At 73.7% G+C, this 18,829-nt stretch carries 18 protein-coding genes; 5 read left to right on the top strand and 13 right to left on the bottom strand.

What is annotated here, in order from left to right; genetic code table 11:
• Positions 1-23: 23 nt before the first annotated feature.
• Positions 24-1,058: a ribosome small subunit-dependent GTPase A gene (gene rsgA, locus ACI78T_RS00805; RefSeq protein ID WP_456556193.1), complete on the bottom strand. Its 1,035-nt coding sequence runs from the start codon at positions 1,056-1,058 to the stop codon at positions 24-26.
• 96 nt (positions 1,059-1,154) lie between these two features.
• On the opposite strand from rsgA, the gene ACI78T_RS00800 reads away from it, so the two are divergent.
• Positions 1,155-2,225 (top strand): glycerophosphodiester phosphodiesterase family protein, encoded by a 1,071-nt coding sequence (locus tag ACI78T_RS00800; protein WP_456556192.1) that lies wholly within the window; start codon positions 1,155-1,157, stop codon positions 2,223-2,225.
• Here ACI78T_RS00800 and ACI78T_RS00795 read toward each other — a convergent pair.
• A complete protein-coding gene (locus ACI78T_RS00795) occupies positions 2,206-3,495 on the bottom strand; it encodes an adenylosuccinate synthase (RefSeq protein WP_456556191.1) in 1,290 nt (429 codons plus the stop codon). The two genes, ACI78T_RS00800 and ACI78T_RS00795, sit on opposite strands and share 20 nt — an antisense overlap.
• A gap of 68 nt (positions 3,496-3,563) precedes the next feature.
• Here ACI78T_RS00795 and ACI78T_RS00790 point away from each other — a divergent pair, with 68 nt between their 5' ends.
• From ACI78T_RS00790 to ACI78T_RS00780, 3 genes are all read left to right on the top strand, one after another.
• Positions 3,564-4,178, top strand: a complete 615-nt coding sequence (locus tag ACI78T_RS00790; protein WP_456556190.1) for a hypothetical protein — start codon at positions 3,564-3,566, stop codon at positions 4,176-4,178.
• Positions 4,179-4,300: 122 nt separating this feature from the next.
• Positions 4,301-5,359, top strand: coding sequence for an ABC transporter permease (locus ACI78T_RS00785; RefSeq protein WP_456556189.1), 1,059 nt, complete (start codon positions 4,301-4,303; stop codon positions 5,357-5,359).
• A complete protein-coding gene (locus tag ACI78T_RS00780) occupies positions 5,356-6,183 on the top strand; it encodes an ATP-binding cassette domain-containing protein (protein ID WP_456556188.1) in 828 nt (275 codons plus the stop codon). The genes ACI78T_RS00785 and ACI78T_RS00780 overlap by 4 nt, the downstream gene beginning before the upstream one ends.
• Positions 6,184-6,212: 29 nt before the next feature.
• Here the strand turns inward: ACI78T_RS00780 and ACI78T_RS00775 are convergent, their stop codons facing one another.
• The 8 genes from ACI78T_RS00775 to ACI78T_RS00740 form a co-directional block, all read right to left on the bottom strand.
• A complete protein-coding gene (locus ACI78T_RS00775; RefSeq protein WP_456556187.1) occupies positions 6,213-6,356 on the bottom strand; it encodes a GPGG-motif small membrane protein in 144 nt (47 codons plus the stop codon).
• Between the two features lie 145 nt (positions 6,357-6,501).
• Positions 6,502-6,924 (bottom strand): DUF3151 domain-containing protein, encoded by a 423-nt coding sequence (locus tag ACI78T_RS00770; RefSeq protein ID WP_456556186.1) that lies wholly within the window; start codon positions 6,922-6,924, stop codon positions 6,502-6,504.
• On the bottom strand, positions 6,924-7,955 hold the full coding sequence (gene fbaA / locus ACI78T_RS00765) for a class II fructose-bisphosphate aldolase (RefSeq protein ID WP_456556185.1): 1,032 nt from the start codon (positions 7,953-7,955) through the stop codon (positions 6,924-6,926). Before fbaA ends, ACI78T_RS00770 begins: the two co-directional genes overlap by 1 nt.
• 84 nt (positions 7,956-8,039) lie before the next feature.
• Positions 8,040-9,386 (bottom strand): FAD-dependent oxidoreductase, encoded by a 1,347-nt coding sequence (locus tag ACI78T_RS00760; protein WP_456556184.1) that lies wholly within the window; start codon positions 9,384-9,386, stop codon positions 8,040-8,042.
• Positions 9,387-9,423: 37 nt separating this feature from the next.
• Positions 9,424-10,848, bottom strand: a complete 1,425-nt coding sequence (locus ACI78T_RS00755; protein ID WP_456556183.1) for an FAD-binding oxidoreductase — start codon at positions 10,846-10,848, stop codon at positions 9,424-9,426.
• Between the two features lie 111 nt (positions 10,849-10,959).
• Positions 10,960-11,514: an orotate phosphoribosyltransferase gene (gene pyrE / locus ACI78T_RS00750; protein ID WP_456556182.1), complete on the bottom strand. Its 555-nt coding sequence runs from the start codon at positions 11,512-11,514 to the stop codon at positions 10,960-10,962.
• Positions 11,515-11,590: 76 nt separating this feature from the next.
• Entirely contained in the window at positions 11,591-12,256 is a 666-nt protein-coding gene (locus ACI78T_RS00745) for a fasciclin domain-containing protein (protein WP_456556181.1), read from the bottom strand.
• A 117-nt stretch (positions 12,257-12,373) separates the two neighbouring features.
• Entirely contained in the window at positions 12,374-14,041 is a 1,668-nt protein-coding gene (locus ACI78T_RS00740) for a molybdopterin-dependent oxidoreductase (RefSeq protein WP_456556180.1), read from the bottom strand.
• Positions 14,042-14,156: 115 nt separating this feature from the next.
• Here ACI78T_RS00740 and ACI78T_RS00735 point away from each other — a divergent pair, with 115 nt between their 5' ends.
• Complete coding sequence (locus ACI78T_RS00735; protein ID WP_456556179.1) at positions 14,157-14,627, top strand: hypothetical protein; 471 nt, start codon at positions 14,157-14,159, stop codon at positions 14,625-14,627.
• A gap of 43 nt (positions 14,628-14,670) precedes the next feature.
• Here the strand turns inward: ACI78T_RS00735 and ACI78T_RS00730 are convergent, their stop codons facing one another.
• The 3 genes from ACI78T_RS00730 to clpB form a co-directional block, all read right to left on the bottom strand.
• Entirely contained in the window at positions 14,671-15,450 is a 780-nt protein-coding gene (locus tag ACI78T_RS00730; protein WP_456556178.1) for a hypothetical protein, read from the bottom strand.
• A gap of 88 nt (positions 15,451-15,538) precedes the next feature.
• A complete protein-coding gene (locus ACI78T_RS00725; protein WP_456556177.1) occupies positions 15,539-15,955 on the bottom strand; it encodes a hypothetical protein in 417 nt (138 codons plus the stop codon).
• A 150-nt stretch (positions 15,956-16,105) separates the two neighbouring features.
• Positions 16,106-18,697, bottom strand: coding sequence for an ATP-dependent chaperone ClpB (gene clpB / locus ACI78T_RS00720; RefSeq protein WP_456556176.1), 2,592 nt, complete (start codon positions 18,695-18,697; stop codon positions 16,106-16,108).
• Between the last annotated feature and the right edge of the window lie 132 nt (positions 18,698-18,829).

Raw genomic sequence — 18,829 nt, 5'->3', positions numbered from 1 at the left:
GGCTGGCGACGCTACCGAGCGCGCTACACGCGCGGCCGGTTGGGCTGGTCCTTGAGCGCGCGGTGGAAGGACCGGAGCCGCGCGCGCTCCTCCGCCCGGGCGCGGGCGTCGACCCGCAGCCGCTGGCGGTGCGCCTCCGCCTGGAGCTTGCGCCAGGCGGTGAAGCGCGCGGGGTCGAGCCGGCCGTCGTCGATCGCCGCGGCGACGGCGCACCCGGGCTCGCCCCGGTGGCCGCAGTCGCGGAACCGGCAGTCCTCGGCCAGCTCGGTCACGTCCGCGTAGGCGGTCCCGATGCCGTCCTCGTCGTCGTAGAGGGCGAGCTCGCGCATGCCGGGGGTGTCGACGAGCAGCCCGCCGCCGGGCAGCACGTGCAGCTCGCGCGCCGTGGTGGTGTGCCTCCCCCGGCCGTCCTCGCGGATCTCGTGGGTGCCGGCGACCGACCGGCCGGCCAGCGCGTTGGCGAGGCTGGACTTGCCCACGCCGGAGGGGCCCACCATGGCCGCCGTCCGGCCCGGGCCGAGCAGCGCGCGGACGGCGTCGAGCCCCTCACCGGTGACCGAGCTGACGGGCAGCACGTCGACGCCGATGGCGTCCTCCCGGACTGCGGCGACCGCCGCGGGCACGTCGTCGCACATGTCGGCCTTGGTCAGGACCACGACGGGCGTGGCGCCGCTGCTCCAGGCGACGGCGAGGTACCGCTCGACGCGGCGCAGCCGCGCGTCACCGGTGAGCGCGTCGACGACCAGCACGACGTCGACGTTGGCGGCCACGACCTGGGCCGCCGACGTCCGGCCGGCCATGGTGCGGACGAAGGCGCTGCGCCTGGGGAGGATCTCCGTGGCCAGCTCACCGCGCAGCACCACCCAGTCGCCGACGGCGGGCCCGCCCAGCTCGCTCTCGTGCAGCGCTCTGGCGGGTACGGCACGCCGTTCGCCGTCGGCGGTCAGGACGGTGAGCCGGCCGCGGTCGACGCGGGCGACGCGGGCGAGGACGGAGCCGGATGGCGGTTCGTCACTCCTGTCCCACCCGAGGGTTGAGAGATCGGTCACGGTGCGCATGGTGCAGCGCTGGTCAGCGTTGTGTCTTTCGAATTGTGCGCGACGCGTTCGCTTCAGTTCACCCGGTATCAATCCGATTAAGGTTCCGTGAAGGACATGCGCGCGACCGAGTCGCTGGCAGAGCGCCACGCGACCCGCCTTCCCCGTCCTGTCGTCATCGGGCACCGCGGTGCCCCCGCCTACCGCCCCGAGCACACGACCGCCAGCTACGAGCTCGCGATCGACCTCGGCGCCGAGGTCATCGAGCCCGACGTCGTCGTCAGCCGGGACGGCGTCCTCGTCGTCCGCCACGAGAGCGAGCTCTCGTGGTCCACCGACGTGAGCAGCCGGCCCGAGTTCGCCGCCCGCCGGACCACCAAGGTCGTCGGCGACGAGCAGTGCACCGGCTGGTTCGCCGAGGACTTCGCCCTCGCCGAGCTGCGCACCCTGCGCGCCGTCGAGCGCATGCCCGAGTACCGCCCGCTCAACGCCGCCTACGACGGCCAGTTCGGGATCCTCACGCTGGCCGAGGTGGTCGACCTGGCCGCCACCCGGTCGACCCCGGACCGGCAGATCCGCGTGCTCGCCGAGCTGAAGCACCCCGGCTGGTCCGCCGAGCAGGGGCTGCCGATGGCCGAGCTCGTGACCGAGGAGCTGCGCCGCCTGGGGGCGGCCGACGAGCACGGCCCGGTCATGGTGCAGTCCTTCGACGCCGGCGTCCTGCGCGACCTGCGCGCCAGCCTCGGCGAGCACGGCCCCCAGCTCATCCAGCTCGTCGACGACCACGCCGAGGGCGACCGCATGGTCACCCCGTCCGGCCTGCGCGAGATCTCCACCTACGCGCAGGGCATCGCCCCGAGCGTGGAGCGGGTCTTCCGGGGGCTCGTGGCCGGCAGCTCGCCGCTCGTCGCCGAGGCGCACCGTGCGGCGCTGGCCGTCTTCACCTGGACCCTGCGGGCGGAGAACGCCTTCCTGCCCGAGCACCTGCGGATCGGCACGGTGCCCGACGCGCAGGGGGACGCGATCGGCGTGGCCCGCGAGCTGCTCGCCCTCGGCGTCGACGGCCTGATCACCGACTCCCCCGAGCACGCCGCCCAGGCCATCGACGAGTTGCTCGGGGCAGCCCCCCCGGCGGGGACCGTCCCGCAGCCTCGCCGAGCCCGGCGGCTCAGCCGATCAGGTCGTTGATCACCACGTTCTCGTCGCGGCCGGGGCCGACGCCGATCACGCTGATCCGCGAACCGGAGAGCTCCTCCAGGCGCTTGACGTAGGCCTGGGCATTCGCCGGCAGCTCGTCGAACGTGCGGCAGTTCCGGATGTCCTCGAACCAGCCCGGCATCTCCTCGTAGACCGGCGTGGCGTGGTGGAACTCGGTCTGCGTCATCGGCATCTCGTCGTGCCGGACGCCGTCGACGTCGTAGGCCACGCAGATCGGCACCGTCTCCAAGCCGGACAGGACGTCGAGCTTGGTGAGGAAGTAGTCGGTGATCCCGTTGACGCGGGTGGCGTACCGGGCGATGACGGCGTCGAACCAGCCGCAGCGCCGGTCGCGCCCTGTGGTCACGCCTACCTCGCCGCCCTGCTTGCGCAGGTACTCGCCCCACTGGTCGTGCAGCTCGGTCGGGAACGGCCCGGAGCCGACGCGCGTGGTGTAGGCCTTGAGGATGCCGACGACCCGCTCGATGCGGGTCGGGCCGATGCCCGAGCCGACCGCCGCCCCGCCCGACGTCGGGTTGGACGAGGTGACGAACGGATACGTGCCGTGGTCGACGTCCAGGAGCGTCCCCTGGGAGCCCTCCAGGAGCACCCACTCGCCCTTGTCGAGGGCGTTGCCGAGGAGCAGGCGGGTGTCGGCGATCCGGTGCTTGAGGATCTCCGCGTATCCCGCGTACTCCTCGACGACCTCGTCGACGTCGATCGCCTTGCGGTTGTAGACCTTGACCAGGATCTGGTTCTTTTCCTGGAGCGTGCCCTCGAGCTTCTGCCGGAGGATCGAGAGGTCCAGGAGGTCCTGCACGCGGATGCCGGTGCGGGCGACCTTGTCGCCGTAGGCGGGGCCGATGCCACGGCCGGTGGTGCCGATCTTGCGCTTGCCCAGGAAGCGCTCGGTGACCTTATCCAGGGCCCGGTGGTGCGGCATGATCAGGTGCGCGTCCGCCGAGATGACCAGGCGGGAGGTGTCGACGCCGCGCTCGTCCAGGCCGGCGAGCTCGCCGATCAGCACCTCGGGGTCGATCACCACGCCGTTGCCGATGACCGGCGTGCAGCCGGGGGTGAGGATGCCCGACGGGATCAGGTGCAGCGCGTACTTCTCGCCGTCCGGCGTGATCACCGTGTGGCCGGCGTTGTTGCCGCCCTGGTAGCGGACGACGTAGGGGACGCGGCCGCCGAGGAGGTCGGTGGCCTTGCCCTTGCCCTCGTCGCCCCACTGGGCACCGATCAGCACGACAGCCGGCATCGGGTCCTGGTTCTCCTCTGCACTCCGGCACCCGGACGTCCCGGAGAGCCAGGTGGCAGGGTATCGGCATGCCCGACGTGCAGCTGGATCTCCGCCGTCTGGACCCCGGCCAGGCCCCCCGTCCGGAGGACGTCGCGGCCGCCGCGGAAGCGGAGTCGCTGCGGGTGCGCGGTCCGGTGGCGGGCCTCGCCGCCGTCCTCACCGTGCTGCTCAAGGCGCAGCGCACGGCCCAGGTCCCGGTGGCCTGGGAGCCCGCCGGCGACAAGGCCTCGCTGGCGCTGGCCCGCGACATCGGCGTCGGCACCGGTGGGCCCCGCGACCTCTGCCTCGTGCGCGACGACCACGGCGGCGTCCTCCTGCACCACGGCCGGGTCGAGGCGGCGGGCGACGGCCGCCGGTCGCTGAGCCGGCGGATCGGGCTGCAGGCCCACCACGACGACATCAAGGTCGCCGACGGGGAGATCACCCGGATCGACGTCCGGCCCGACTGGCGGGCGGTCGACACCATCGGGGTCACGGTGATGCTCCAGCCGCTGCGCCCGACCCGGCAGACCAGCGGCCGGGCGCTGCAGATCGCCTCCGACCCGGCCCGGATCACCCGGGACGGCGTCCCGTTCCCCCGGCCGGTGCACCGCTGGACCTGGTACGCCGACGACCGGGTCCGCTGGCGGCTCCGGCCCTGACACCTGGGCGGGTCGCTGCGGAGCACCGGGCGGGTCGTGGACACTGGTCCGATCACCGCGCCGAGGAGGTCCCCGCTGCCGTCGTCCCGCACCCCGACCGGGATCCGCCGCGAGGCGTGCCGGTGATCTCCGATCGCCTGCCCACGCTGAGCGCACCGGTCCCGCTCTCCCGCGGCCGCCGGGTCCTCGGGGGCGCGCTCGCCCGGCCCAGCCTGCCCGCGCTCGTGGGCCTGCTCCTCGTGCTCCTGGTCTTCGGCATCGAGTCCCCCGACCTGCTCACCGCCGCCGGTGCCGCCGGGGTGCTGGACGTCGCCGCCCCGCTGGGCATCGGCGCCGTCGCGGTCGCCCTGCTGCTCGTGGCCGGACAGTTCGACCTCTCGATCGGCGTCGTCGCGGTCGCCAGCGCCCTGCTCACCGCCCTGCTGATCGGCCCGGCCGGCTGGCCGACCTGGCCGGCGCTGCTCGTCTCGCTGGCCGCCTCGCTCGCCCTGGGAGTGGTCAACGGCGTCCTCGTGGTCAACACCGGGCTGCCGAGCTTCCTGGTCACCGTCGCCACGTTCCTCGTGCTCCAGGGCACCTCCCTGGCCGGCTTCGAGGCGATCGTGGGCTCCACCCAGGTGAGCGGGCTCGACCAGGCGCCGGGCTGGGAGTCCGCGGCGGCGCTGTTCGGGTCGTCGGCGGAGATCGGCGGGGCGCGCTTCCAGGTGTCGGTGCTGTGGTGGCTGGGTGTGACGGCGCTGGCCAGCTGGGGGCTCTGGCGGACGAAGTTCGGCAACGCGGTCTTCGCCAGCGGCGGGGCGCGCACGGCGGCGCGGGAGCTCGGCGTCCCGGTCCGCCGGACGACGATCACGCTCTTCTGCCTCAGCGCGGGCGCCGGGTGGCTGATCGGGACGCTCGGCCTGCTGCGGCTGGAGAGCGTGACGGTGACCAACGCGCGGCTGGGGACGAGCATCGACTTCGTCGTCGTGGCGGTGATCGGCGGCTGCCTGCTCACCGGCGGCTACGGGTCGGCGGTCGGGGCGGCCATCGGCGCCCTCCTCTACGGGGTCGCCCGGCAGGGCATCTCGCTGGCCGGCTGGGACCCCCGCTGGTTCCAGGCGCTGCTCGGCGTGCTCCTCCTGGTCGCCCTGGTCGCCAACGGCGTGGTGCGGCGGCGGCTGAAGGCGGTGCCCCGGTCGTGAGCGGCGCGACGGCCGAGACGGGGGGTCCGCCCGTGCCGGTGGTGGAGCTGCGCGGCGTCACGGTGCGGCACGGCAACGTGCCCGCGCTGTCCCGCGTGAGCACGGTCCTGCCGGCCGGGCAGATCACCTGCGTCCTGGGCGAGAACGGCTCCGGCAAGTCGACGCTGGTCGCCGTCCTCTCCGGGCTGCGGCGGCACGACGAGGGCGAGCTGCGGCTCGACGGCCGGCCGGTCCGCTTCCGCTCCCCCGCCCAGGCCCGCGCCGCGGGGATCGCCACCGTGTGGGAGGACCTGGCCGTCGCCCCGCTGCTGTCGGTCTGGCGGAACTTCTTCCTCGGCGCCGAGCCGACCCGCGGCGTGTGGCCGCTGCGCCGGCTCGACCTCGAGCGCGCCCGGGAGGTGACCCGGCGGGAGATGACGCGGGTCGGCGTCCCCGGTCTCGATCCCGACCAGCCGGCCAGCGCGCTGCAGGCCGGGGAACGGCAGAGCCTGGCCGTCGCGCGGGCCCTCTACTTCGGCGCGCGCGTGCTGGTCATCGACGAGCCCACGGCGCCCATGACGATCGCCCGCCAGACGCTGTTCGGGCAGGCCATCCTGGCTGCGCGGGCGCAGGGCCTCGCGGTCGTCGTCGTCACCAACAACCCGCGGTACGCGCACCTCATCGGCGACCGCTTCCTGCTGCTGGCCGGCGGCCAGGTGGCCGGGAACCTCACCCGGGACGACGTGGACGCCGACGTGCTGACCGCGCTGATGGCCGGGGGTGAGGAGCTGAGCACCCTCACCGAGGCGCTCACCGCGCTGCACCCGGAGCTCGGCGAGCGGTAGCCCCGGGCCCCGGAGGGCCCGGGGCGCGCTCAGGCGAAGACGCTCACCCCACCCGGGCCGACGAGCAGGCCCACGATGATCAGGACGATGCCCCACAGCAGCTGACCGCGGATGATCGCGAAGATCCCGGCGATCACCAGGATCACGGCAAGGATCCACAACAGGGTCACCATTGCTCATCCCCATTCCGGTGGGCGCCTGGTCGGCGCCGTGCACGGATAGTGATGACCGTCACGGTCCTCCGGGAAACCTTTGGCGACGAACCCGCTGGTCAGACGTACGCGGCCAGCGGAACCGGGTGTTACCGACCGTGAGCGGTCAGGGGGCGAGGGTGGGGTCGCAGTCGCGCAGCAGCGTGATGCAGCGCTGGTGCTCGTCGTGCTCGCCGATCGCCTCGGCGGCCTTCGCCAGCACCGTGACGCAGCGCAGGAACCCGCGGTTGGGCTCGTGCGACCACGGGACCGGGCCGAAGCCCTTCCACCCGTTGCGCCGCAGGGCGTCGAGGCCGCGGTGGTACCCGGTGCGCGCGTAGGCGTAGGCCTCGATCGTGTCCGTGAGCTGCCGCTCGGGACGGTCGATCGCCGCCTCGGCCAGCGCGGCCCACGCGGCGCTCACCGTCGGGTGGTGGGCGGCGACCTCCGCGGCCGGGGTCCCCTCGGCGAGCTCGCGCTCGGCCTCGGGGTTGCCCGGCAGCAGCGTGGGGTCCGGCTCGCCCAGGAGGTTGCCGTGGGAGTGCGACATCAGCCCGCCTGCGACTGGCCGGCGGACAGCAGGTCCTCGCACGCCTCGACGATGCGCGCGGCCATGCCGGTCTCGGCGGCCTTGAGGTAGCTGCGCGGGTCGTAGGTCTTCTTGTTGCCGACCTCGCCGTCGACCTTCAGCACGCCGTCGTAGTTGGAGAACATGTGCCCGGCGATCGGACGGGTGAAGGCGTACTGGGTGTCGGTGTCGACGTTCATCTTCACCACGCCGTAGGACAGCGCCTCGCGGATCTCCGACTGCGCCGAGCCCGAGCCGCCGTGGAAGACGAGGTTGAACGGCTTGTCGTCGGAGGTGCCGAACTCCTTGGCGACGACGTCCTGCCCCTGCTTGAGGATCTCGGGGCGGAGCTTGACGTTGCCGGGCTTGTAGACGCCGTGCACGTTGCCGAAGGTGGCCGCCAGCAGGTAGACACCCCGCTCGCCGAGGCCCAGCTTGCGGGCGGTGGCCACGAAGTCGCCCTCGGCGGTGTAGAGCTTCTCGTTGATGTCGTGGGCTACGCCGTCCTCCTCGCCGCCGACGACGCCGATCTCGACCTCGAGCACGATCTTCGCGGCGGCGGCCTTCTCGAGGAGCTCCTCGGCGATGTCAAGGTTCTCGTCGAGGTCGATCGCCGAGCCGTCCCACATGTGCGACTGGAACAGCGGCTCCTGGCCGGCGTCGACGCGGTCCTTCGACAGCGCGAGCAGCGGGCGGACGTAGCCGTCGAGCTTGTCCTTGGGGCAGTGGTCGGTGTGCAGCGCCACGTTCACCGGGTACTTCTCGGCGACGACGTGGGCGAACTCGGCCAGGGCCACCGCGCCGGTGACCATGTCCTTGACCCGGGTGCCGGAGCCGAACTCGGCGCCCCCGGTGGAGAACTGGATGATGCCGTCGCTGCCCGCGTCGGCGAACCCGCGCAGCGCCGCGTTGATCGTCTCGGACGAGGTGCAGTTGATCGCCGGGTAGGCGAACCCGCCTTCCTTGGCCCGGCGGATCATGTCGGCGTAGACCTCGGGGGTCGCGATGGGCATGCGGGGCACTCCTCGGTTGGGATTCGGCGCTGCTCGATGATCAGTATTCCGCCGGACCGCCCGGTCCGGGACGCCGGGGCGCTCTCACCCCTGCTCGATGCGGCTGGCGACGCGCGCGGCCACCACCACCGGGTCGTAGGTCGGTGAGAACGGCGGGGCGTAGGAGAGGTCGGACCCGGCCAGCGTCTCGGCGGTCATCCCGGCCCAGATCGCGGTCGCGAAGACGTCGATCCGCTTGCCGCTGCCCGGCCCGCCGACGATCTGGGCGCCCAGCAGCAGCCCCGACCCGCGCTCGGTGATGATCTTGACGGCGATGGGCGCGGCTCCCGGGTAGTAGCCGGCCCGCGTCGAGGACTCGATCAGCTCCGTCCGGTAGTCGTAGCCGCCCTCCTCGGCCTGCGTCGTGCACAGCCCCGTGCGGGCGACCTCCAGGTCGCCCACCTTCGTCATCGCCGTCCCCAGGACGCCGGCGAAACGCGCCGGCCGGCCGCCGATCACCGACCCGGCGACCCGGCCCTGCTTGTTGGCGTGCGTCCCCAGCGCGACGTGGATCGCCTCACCGGTGATGCGGTGGAACGTCTGGGAGCAGTCACCGGCGGCGAACACCTCGGGGTGCGAGCGGCTGCGCTGGGTGTGCGCGACGTCGATCGCGCCGGTCGAGCCGAGGGCCAGGCCCGCCTCGCGCGCCAGCGTCGTCTCCGGGCCCATGCCGAGCCCGAGGACGACGAGGTCGGCGTCGTACGCCGCGTCGTCGGTGCGCACAGCGCGCACCGCGCCGTCCGGCCCCACCTCGATCTCCCGGACCGGCTGGTTCGGCTGGACGTCGATCCCGGCCGAGCACATGGCGGCGCAGACGCGCTCCCCCATGTCGTCGTCGAGCTGCGCCATCGGCAGCGGGTCGGCGAGGACGACGGTGACCTCGAGCCCGCGGGTCTGCAGCACCTCGGCCATCTCCAGCCCGATGTAGCCGCCGCCGAGCACCACCGCCCGCTTCGCCCCGGCGGCGATGGCCGCCCGGATGTCGGCGCCGTCGGCCAGCCGGTGGACGCCGTGCACGCCGTCGGCGTCCAGACCGGCCACCGGTGGCCGGAAGGGCTTGCCGCCGGTGGCGACCACCAGGTGGTCGTAGCCGAGCCGCTCGCCGCCCGCGGCGACGACCTCCCCGGCCGCGAGGTCGATGCCCTCGGCCCGCGTACCCATCCGCACGTCGATGTCCTGGGCGGCGAACTCGTGCGGGGCGCGGGCGAGCAGCTGGTCGCGGTCCTCGACGAGCCCGCCGATCCAGTACGGGATGCCGCACGCCGAGTAGGAGATCTCCGGCCCCTGCTCGAGGACGACGACGTCGAGGTCGTCCGCCTTCCGCAGGCGCCGTGCCTGGGCGGCCGCGGACAGGCCTGCGGCGTCGCCCCCGATGACCACCAGCCGTTCCACGCCCACAGCGTGTCACCCGAGGGCGTCGACCGGCAGGTCAGCGACCGCCGAGTTCACCCACGGCGGCGAGGTCACACACCGCCGCGCGCCGGAACACCTTGCCCGGGTTGAGCAGGCCGGCCGGGTCGAGGGCGTCCTTGATCGCCCGGTGCACGTCGAGCGCCACAGGCCCGATCTCCCGCTCCAGCCAGTCGACCTTGATCGCGCCGACCCCGTGCTCGCCGGTGACCGTGCCGCCCAGGGACAGCCCCAGCTCGAGGATGTCGTCGAAGGCGCCGAACGCGCGCTCGCGCTGGTCGGCGTCGGACGGGTCGAAGCAGATCGTCGGGTGCATGTTGCCGTCGCCGGCGTGCCCGACCACCCCGATGGTCAGCGCGCGGGCGGCGGCGATCGCGTCGCAGCCGTCGAGGAACGCGGCGATCCGCGAGCGGGGGACGGCGACGTCGTCGATCAGCGTGCTGCCCAGCTGCTCGAGCGCCGGCAGCGCCACCCTGCGGGCCTGGAGCAGCAGGTCGCCCTCCGCCGGGTCGTCCGTGGTGTGCACGAACTCGGCCCCGGCCTCGCGGCACAGCGCGGCGAGCGCCTCGATCTCGCGCGCGGCCGCCTCGCCCCCGGCGTCGGACTGCGCGACCAGCAGCGCGCGGGCGGAGCGGTCGAGGTCGGCCTTCAGCAGGTCGTCGACCGCGCAGATGCAGGTGTTGTCCATGACCTCCAGCAGGCTGGGCACCAGGCCGGTGGTGACGACGCGCTCGACCACCTCGCCGGTCTGCGCCGTCGTCGCGAAGGTGGCGGCCAGCGTGACCGGCCGCTGCGGGGCGGGGCGCAGGGCGAGCGTCGCCTCGGTGATGACGCCGAGCGTCCCCTCCGAGCCCACGAACAGCCGGGCCAGGTCGTAGCCCGCGACGCCCTTCACCGTCCGCCGGCCGGTGCGCAGCACGCGGCCGTCGGCGAGCACCACCTCGAGGCCGAGCACGTAGTCCGTGGTGACGCCGTACTTGACGCAGCACAGCCCGCCGGAGTTGGTCGAGAGGTTGCCGCCGATCGTGCACCAGTCGTAGCTCGACGGGTCCGGTGGGTAGAAGAGCCCGGCCCCCGCGACGGCGTCGCGCAGCGCCTTGTTGACCACGCCCGGCTGGACCACGGCGAGCCGGTCCGCGGGCGAGACCTCCAGGACGGCGTCCATCCGGGTCATCACCAGGGTGATCGCACCGTCGACGGCGTTGCTGGAACCCGCCAGCCCGGAGCCCGCGCCGCGCGGGACCACCGGGATGCCGTGCCGCGAGGCGGTGCGCATGACGGCCACGACGTCGTCCGTGGTCCGCGGCAGGACGACGGCGGCGGGCGTGCCCGCCGGAGCGAGCATCGCCTGGTCACGGGCGTAGGCGGCCGTGACCTCCGGATCGGTGAGGACGCTGTCGGCGCCGAGCGCGTCCTGCAGCTCGGCGACCCACGAAGTGGTCACCGTCACACCGTACGAGACTGGAGCTCGCGGCCCCATCACCGCCGAGATCCCGCGGTCTCGGCGGCTCAGCCCGGTCGATGTGCCGAGATCGCGTGATCTCGGCACAGGTGGCTACTCGAGGCCGAGGTCGGCGAGGGTGAAGGCGGAGCGGTACTCGAAGCCGGCCTTCTCCACGGCCTCGCGGCCGCCGCGGTCGACGATGACGGCGACCCCGATGACCTCGGCGCCGGCCTCCTGGAGCGCCTCGGCGGCGGTGAGCGGGCTGCCGCCCGTCGTGGAGACGTCCTCGACGACGAGCACGGCCCGGCCTTCGACGTCCGGGCCCTCGATCCGCCGCTGGAGGCCGTGCGCCTTGCCCGCCTTCCGGACGACGCAGGCGTCCAGGAAGCCCTCGCCGTCGGCCGCCGCGTGCAGCATCGCCGTCGCCACCGGGTCCGCGCCCAGGGTCAGCCCGCCGACGACGTCGTAGCGCAGGTCCCGGGTCAGCTGCCGCATCACGCGGCCCACGAGCGGGGCGCCCTCGTGGTGCAGCGTCAGCCGGCGCATGTCGATGTACCAGTCGGCCTCCCGCCCCGACGAGAGCGTGACCTTCCCGTGCACGACGGCGAGCTCCACGATCAGCTCGAGCAGGCGGTCACGGTCGGGCAGCGTGGCGGGAGCCGTCATGGGGCCGACCCTAGACAGGGACGGCGAAGGGCCGCCGCCCGACCGGAGTCGGGCGACGGCCCTCAGGCGCTGCGGCTCACATGCCCGCGGGCTTCAGCACCTGGTCGATGATGTAGACGGTGGCGTTGGCGGTCTGCACGTTGCCGCAGATCACCGAGGCCTCCGTGCCCACGACGGTGCCCTCGCCGGCGATGGTGAAGTTCTCACCCGAGCCCTCGATGGTGACCTCGTCGTTGTTCAGCGTGGTGTGCGTGCCGGCCAGCTCCTCCGGGGTCAGGCGCCCCGGGATGACGTGGTGCGTGAGCACCGTCGTCAGCATGGCGGTGTCGGCCAGCAGGGCGTTGAGCGCGTCGGCCGGGACCGCCTCGAAGGCCGGGTTGGCCGGGGCCAGCACGGTGATGTCGTCGGTGGTGTTCAGCGTGTCGCCGAGGTTGGCGGCGGTGACGGCCTGCACGAGGGTCGACAGCGCCGGGTTGTTGCTGGCGGCCGTCGCGACCGGGTCGTCGGTCATCCCGGTGAAGCTGCCCTCGCCCTCGGTGGGGACCGCCGAGCAGCCCGCGCCGAACGGCTCGTCGGACATGGGCTCCGCGCTGCTCTCGGGCGCCGACGACTCCATGCTGCTGCTCGTGTCCGCCGAGGCGCTGCTGTCGGACGAGTCGTCCGAGCCACAGGCGGTGAGCGTGATGGCGAGGGTGGAGACGGCGGTCATGAGGACGCCGCGGGTGAGGAGGTTGCTCTTCACGGTGATGGTGCTCCTTGTCCTGTCCGTGCGACCGCATTGTCGCGGGCGGGTGGTGCGCCGGTCCGCGGGAGCGGTCCGGAGTATCTCGTCCCGGCGGGTGCCGGGGCGGGTCTGGGGTCAGCCGGCGACCACCTGGACGGTGTGCCAGCCGCTGGATCCGGCGGGGAAGGGCGCCGCGCGCTCCTCGGTCTGCACCTCGCCGTCGGCGCCGGTGGCGCGCACGGTGATCGAGTGCCGGCCGGCGGCGAAGTCGTAGGGCAGCACCCACTGCCGCCACAGGTCGGCGTCGACCTCCGGCGAGAGCTCGGCCTCCGCCCAGTCCTCCTCGTCGACGCGCACCTCGACCTTGGCGATGCCGCGGGTCTGGGCCCAGGCGACGCCGGCGATCGCGCGCCGGCCGGCCGGGAAGGTGCGCAGCGGGGCCGGGGTGTCGATCCGGGAGGCGATCTTGATCGGGCCCTCGGCCGCCCAGTCGCGCTCGGTCCAGTACGCGTCGACGGCGTCGTACGTGGTGGCCTCGATGCGGACCAGCCACTTGCACGCCGACACGTAGCCGTAGAGGCCGGGGATGAGCATGCGCACCGGGAAGCCGTGCTCGACGGGCAGCGGCTCGCCGTTCATGCCGAAGGCGAGCATGGCGTCCTCGACCTCGAGCGCGTTCCGGGTCGGGGCGCCGATCGTCATGCCGTCCTCGGACCGGCAGAGCAGCTGGTCGCTGCCCGGGCGGATGCCGTTCTCCTCCAGGAGGGCGGCGAGCGGGACGCCGATCCACCGGGCGGTCCCGGCGAGCGTGCCGCCCACCTCGTTGGAGACGCAGGTCAGCGTGATGTCGCGCTCGATGACGTCGTCGCGCTCGAAGAGGTCCGCCAGCGTGTAGCTGCGGGGCGAGTCGAACATGCCGGCCATCTGCAGGCGGTAGTCGGCGGGCCGGATGCGCGGGACCGTGATCGCCGTGTCCACGCGGTAGAACTCGCCGTTGCCGGTGAACAGCGGGGTCAGGCCGTCGACGTCCTCGGCGAGGTCGGCACCGGCGGGCAGGGCCGCCGCGCGGGACGTCGGCGACGGCAGCTCGAGCGCCGCGCGGTCGGCGGCGACGTCGAAGCGCCGCTGGAGGAGCCGGCCTCCCCCGCCGGTCAGGGCGGCCGCGCCGAGGGCGACGCCGCCGGTGAGGAAGAACCGCCGCCGGTCCAGCCCGGCACCCTTGCGGTCGGTCGAGCCGAGGACCTCGCGCAGCCGGTCGACCACCCGCTCGTCCGCGTGCCGGGCGTCGTCGGGTGCCGCTGCGGCGGCGGACGGCGCAGGGGTCTGGAGGGGAGCCAGGAGGGCGAGCAGCGCGACGACGCCGGCGACGGCGCCGAAGAGCGAGGGCAGCGCGTCGAGGGGGCCGCCCGCCGGGCGGGTGAGCGCGGCCAGGACGCCGATGCCGCCGAAGAGCGCGATGCCGAGGGCGCCGAGCCGGCGGTCGCGCAGCCCGACCAGGCCGACGACCACTGCGTAGACCGCGATGACGACGAGGGTGCCGACGACCAGCGCGATCTTGTCGTTCTCACCGAACGTGCGGATCGCGAAGGCCTTGACCGGCTCCGGGGTGAGCGTGATCGCCGCGTCCCCCACCGCGATGACCGGCGAGGAGGCGGGGCCGACGAGCCCGGCGACGAGCTCGGCGACGCCCAGGGCGACGGCGGCGGCGAGGAGCCCGGCCAGGGCCGCGAGGGCGCGGCGGCCGCGAGGCTGCTCGGCGTGGTCCTCCGGGGCGCTGCCCGGGGCCGTCAAGGACGTCGTCACGAACGGTCTTCGGGGGCCACCGCCGATCCGGATTCGTCGGCCGCGAAATTATCTGGTGCACAACCGGATGGGTGACCCGGCGCCCCCGGGGGTGCGGGTCTGCCACGCTGTGACCGTGCCGAACGCCCCGTCGCCCGAGCCCGCTCCCTCGTCGCGCCCGCCGATGCCCCCGTCGGTGCGGGTCGCGGTCATCGTCATGGGCATCCTCGCCGCGCTGCTGCTGACCAACGCGGCGCTGCTCTGGTACTCCTACGACGAGGCGGTCGACCGGCTGGTCCGGGACGGCGAGGACGTCTCCCGGTCCGAGGCCAGCCAGTTCGTGATCATGTCGCTGGTGCCCTACCTGGCGATCGGCCTGCTGCTCGCCCTCGCCGCGATCTTCCTGCCGCGGCGCCAGCCGTGGGCGCGGTGGCTCGGGCTGGCCGCCAGCGGTCTGCTCGCCCTGCTCTCGCTCATGTCGGCGCTGACCCTGGGCGGGGTCACCATCTCGCTGCTGCTGTTGCTCGTGCTGTCGGTCTCGGCGGTCGCGAGCCTGCTCGCCCGCACCACCGGCGCCTGGGTGCCGAAGCTGCGCGCCTCGGCCTGAGGAACGGACGCCGGCGACCCTGGGGCCGCCGGCGTCCGCGGGCTCAGCCCTGGCCGTTCGCCCGCTGCCACCCGCGGTAGCGGTACCAGTCGTTGGACGGCTTCAGCGCCAGGGCGACGATGCCGACCGCGACCAGGATCGTCTGGAACCACGACAGCGAGGTCAGGAAGCCGTTGCCGGTCGCGCCGACGCCGGACGCCGCGCCGATCAGGGCGAACAGCACGCTGATCCCGCCGAGCACGAAGATGACGATCCGCGCCCAGTTGCGGCCCTTGTGCGCGAACCAGATGAACAGCGCCATCAGCCCCAGGATGATCAGGGTGATGACGACCCCGATCAGCACGCCGGTGCGGGCGAGGTCCTCGGTGATCGCCGGGTCCGTCGACTGCCGCAACGCCTCGTCGACGAGCGAGTCGAAGTCGGCGAACGTGACGATCGCCGAGATCAGGCTCAGCACCAGGCTGGCCACGAGCGCCCCGATGCCGACGCGCACCGTGGTCGGCCGCTCCACGGGAGCGGGCGCCCCGTAGCCGGTCGGGGCGGACGGCGCGGGCGCGTACCCGGGGTACTGCTGCCCGTACGGCGGCTGCTGCCCGTACGGAGGCTGCTCCCCGTACTGCGGCGGCTGGCCGTACGGGGGCTGGCCGTACGGCGGCTGCTGCCCCTGCGGTGGCTGGCCGTACGGCGGCTGCCCCTGGGGCGGCTGCTGCCCGTACGGCGGCTGGCCCTGGGGCGGCTGCTGCCCGTACGGCGGCTGGTCCTGCTGGCCGCCCTGGCCCTGCTGCGAGGGGTCCCCGTACGGACCGCCCTGTCCTGACGTCATCTCGCTCTCCCGTCGTTCCGGTTCCCCGCGATCATGGTGGACCGCGACGCGGAGCGACCGGCGCCGCACCGCGCATCGCCCACTCGTGTCACCGCCGCGGCGGGACGTCGCTCCCGACGGGTGGCGGGGTCGCGATCCGCGCACGGCTGTCCGGGTGGCACAGCAACGCCAGCAGCAGCAGGCTCGCGACGAGGGGGACGAGCGCGACGGTGCGGCCGGCGACCAGCGCGTTCAGGGCGGTCGCCGTCGTGATCGCCGTCCCGACGGCCCACACCCACCACGCCCACGGGCGCTCCCGCCGCCAGGCAGAGGTGAGCCAGCCCATCAGGGCCGCGATCGCGGCGGGCACCACCGCGACCACGAGCAGGCCGGCGAGCCAGCCGGCGAGCACCGCCCACGCCGCCCAGAGGGTCAGCAGCGTCGTGGCGACCATGCCCCACACGTGCACCCAGTGCTCGGCGTCCAGCCGCCGCCACCTCGTCGACAAGCCCGTCCGTACGTCCATCCCGCGCCTCCCTCGGCTCCGCGGTCGGGGCGACCGCCTGGGCACGCTAGGCCGGGGAGCACGCCACCCGGGGGCGTCGTCCACAGGCTGGGGAAAGCGGACGGGCCCGCCGGATCGCTGGGATCCGGCGGGCCCGTCGGGTGCCGAGGGCTACGCCCGCGTGACGCTCAGCCCGCTGGCGCCGTCGGTGACCTCGGCCGGCCAGTCCACGACGACCTCGTCGCCGTCGCGGATGTCGCCGGACAGCAGCGCCTTCGCCAGCTGGTCGCCGATCGCCGACTGCACGAGCCGGCGCAGCGGACGGGCGCCGTAGACCGGGTCGAACCCGTTGAGCGCCAGCCACTCCTTCGCCGCGTCGGTGACCCGCAGCGTGAGCCGCCGCGCCGCCAGCCGCCGGGCCAGGACGCCGACCTGGATGTCGACGATCCCGGTCAGCTCCTCGCTGCCCAGCGCCCGGAAGACCACGACGTCGTCCAGCCGGTTGAGGAACTCCGGCTTGAAGTGCGTCCGGACGACGTCCATGACCGCCTCGCGCCGCCGGTCCTCGGGCACCGACTGGTCGGCGATGATCGTCGAGCCGAGGTTGGACGTGAGGATCAGGATCGTGTTCCGGAAGTCCACCGTGCGGCCCTGACCGTCGGTGAGCCGGCCGTCGTCGAGCACCTGCAGCAGCACGTCGAAGACGTCCGGGTGGGCCTTCTCCACCTCGTCGAGGAGCACCACGGTGTACGGACGGCGCCGCACCGCCTCGGTGAGCTGGCCGCCGGCCTCGTAACCGACGTAGCCGGGAGGCGCACCGACCAGGCGGGCGACCGAGTGCTTCTCCGAGTACTCGCTCATGTCGATGCGGACCATGGCCCGCTCGTCGTCGAACAGGAACTCGGCCAGCGCCTTGGCCAGCTCGGTCTTGCCGACACCGGTCGGGCCGAGGAACAGGAACGAACCGGTCGGGCGGTCCGGGTCGGCCACGCCGGACCGCGCCCGGCGCACGGCGTCGGAGACGGCGCGGACGGCGTCGGGCTGGCCGACGACGCGGTTGGCCAGGCCCTCCTCCATCCGCAGCAGCTTCTGCGTCTCGCCCTCGAGCAGCCGGCCGGCGGGGATGCCGGTCCACGCCTGGACGACCTCGGCGATGTCGTCGGGGCCGACCTCCTCCTTGAGCATCGACTCGCCCGAGGCGACCGACTCCTCGGCGGAGGTCAGCGACCGCTCGAGCTCGGGCAGCCGGCCGTAGCGCAGCTCCGCGGCCCGGGCCAGGTCGCCGTCGCGCTCGGCGCGCTCGGCCTCCATCCGGACGGTCTCCAGCTCCTCCTTGATCCGCTGGATCCGCTCGATGGCGGTCTTGTCCTGCTGCCACTTGAAGGTGAGCTCGGCCAGCTCCTGCCGGCGGTTGGCCAGCTCCTCGCGCAGGGCCGCCAGACGCTCCAGGGACGACGGGTCGTCCTCCTTGGAGAGCGCCATCTCCTCGATCTCCATGCGGCGGACCGCGCGCTCGACCTCGTCGACCTCGACGGGGCGGCTGTCGATCTCCATGCGGAGCCGGCTGGCGGCCTCGTCGACGAGGTCGATGGCCTTGTCGGGGAGGAAGCGGGCCGTGACGTACCGGTCCGACAGCGTGGCGGCGGCGACGATCGCGGCGTCGGTGATCCGGACGCCGTGGTGCACCTCGTAGCGCTCCTTGAGCCCGCGGAGGATGCCGATCGTGTCCTCGACCGAGGGCTCGCCGACGAACACCTGCTGGAAGCGGCGCTCCAGCGCCGGGTCCTTCTCGATGTGCTCGCGGTACTCGTCCAGCGTCGTGGCGCCGACCATCCGCAGCTCACCGCGGGCGAGCATCGGCTTGATCATGTTGCCGGCGTCCATGGCGGAGTCGCCGCTGGCCCCGGCACCGACGATCGTGTGCAGCTCGTCGATGAAGGTGACGATCTCGCCCTCGGAGTCGGTGATCTCCTGGAGCACGGCCTTGAGCCGCTCCTCGAACTCACCCCGGTACTTGGCCCCCGCGACCATCGCCGAGAGGTCGAGCGCCATGAGGCGCTTGCCCTTCAGGCTCTCCGGGACGTCGCCGGCGACGATCCGCTGGGCGAGGCCCTCGACGATCGCGGTCTTGCCGACACCGGGCTCGCCGATGAGCACCGGGTTGTTCTTGGTCCGGCGGGACAGCACCTGGACGACGCGGCGGATCTCGGTGTCCCGGCCGACGACCGGGTCGATCTTCCCGTCGCGGGCGCGCTGGGTGAGGTCGACGGCGTACTTCTCGAGGGCCTGGTACGTGGCCTCCGGGTCCGGCGTGGTGACCTTGCGGTTGCCGCGGACGGTCCGGAAGGCACCCAGCAGGGTGTCGCGGGTCGCGCCGGCGCCGGTCAGGACGTCGCCGGCCTCGCCACCGGAGCCGGCCAGGCCCACCAGCAGGTGCTCGGTGGAGATGTACTCGTCGCCGAGGGCGCTCGCCTGCTCGCCGGCGTCGTTGATGACGCGCAGCAGTTCCCGGGACGGCGACGGCGCGGGCACGGTCGCCCCGCTGACGCTGGGCATGCGGCGCAGGGCCGCCTCCGTCTTCGCGCGGACGTCGGCGGGGTCGGCGCCGACCGCCGTGAGCAGCGGGCCCGCGATGCCGTCGGCCTGCTCGAGCAGGGCGGCGAGGAGGTGCAGCGGCTCGAGGGCCGCCTGACCCCGGGCGACCGCCAGGCGCTGGGCGGCGGCGATGGCTTCCTGCGACCGGGTCGTGAGCTTGCTCTCCATGGTCGGGGACGCGCTTCCTTCCGTCGTGGTGCGTTCGGCCGCCGGGTCCTCCGGCGGCAGGTGGTCGACCAGTGCAACGACGACCAAGTTGAGTCTGTTCCGCTCAACCTTGCCACGTCCATCCGCCGCCCG

The organism is Blastococcus sp. SYSU D00922 (genome assembly GCF_054050495.1).
This window is presented reverse-complemented; position numbering and strand designations above follow the sequence as displayed.

Coding starts and splice junctions, on each gene's coding strand:
- ACI78T_RS00795 (WP_456556191.1), bottom strand. CDS start 3,495: ATGCCGGCTGTCGTGCTGATCGGTGCCCAGTGGGGCGACGAGGGCAAG.
- ACI78T_RS00790 (WP_456556190.1), top strand. CDS start 3,564: ATGCCCGACGTGCAGCTGGATCTCCGCCGTCTGGACCCCGGCCAGGCC.
- ACI78T_RS00800 (WP_456556192.1), top strand. CDS start 1,155: ATGCGCGCGACCGAGTCGCTGGCAGAGCGCCACGCGACCCGCCTTCCC.
- clpB (WP_456556176.1), bottom strand. CDS start 18,697: ATGGAGAGCAAGCTCACGACCCGGTCGCAGGAAGCCATCGCCGCCGCC.
- fbaA (WP_456556185.1), bottom strand. CDS start 7,955: ATGCCCATCGCGACCCCCGAGGTCTACGCCGACATGATCCGCCGGGCC.
- ACI78T_RS00775 (WP_456556187.1), bottom strand. CDS start 6,356: ATGGTGACCCTGTTGTGGATCCTTGCCGTGATCCTGGTGATCGCCGGG.
- rsgA (WP_456556193.1), bottom strand. CDS start 1,058: ATGCGCACCGTGACCGATCTCTCAACCCTCGGGTGGGACAGGAGTGAC.
- ACI78T_RS00730 (WP_456556178.1), bottom strand. CDS start 15,450: ATGACGTCAGGACAGGGCGGTCCGTACGGGGACCCCTCGCAGCAGGGC.
- pyrE (WP_456556182.1), bottom strand. CDS start 11,514: ATGACGGCTCCCGCCACGCTGCCCGACCGTGACCGCCTGCTCGAGCTG.
- ACI78T_RS00725 (WP_456556177.1), bottom strand. CDS start 15,955: ATGGACGTACGGACGGGCTTGTCGACGAGGTGGCGGCGGCTGGACGCC.
- ACI78T_RS00770 (WP_456556186.1), bottom strand. CDS start 6,924: ATGTCGCACTCCCACGGCAACCTCCTGGGCGAGCCGGACCCCACGCTG.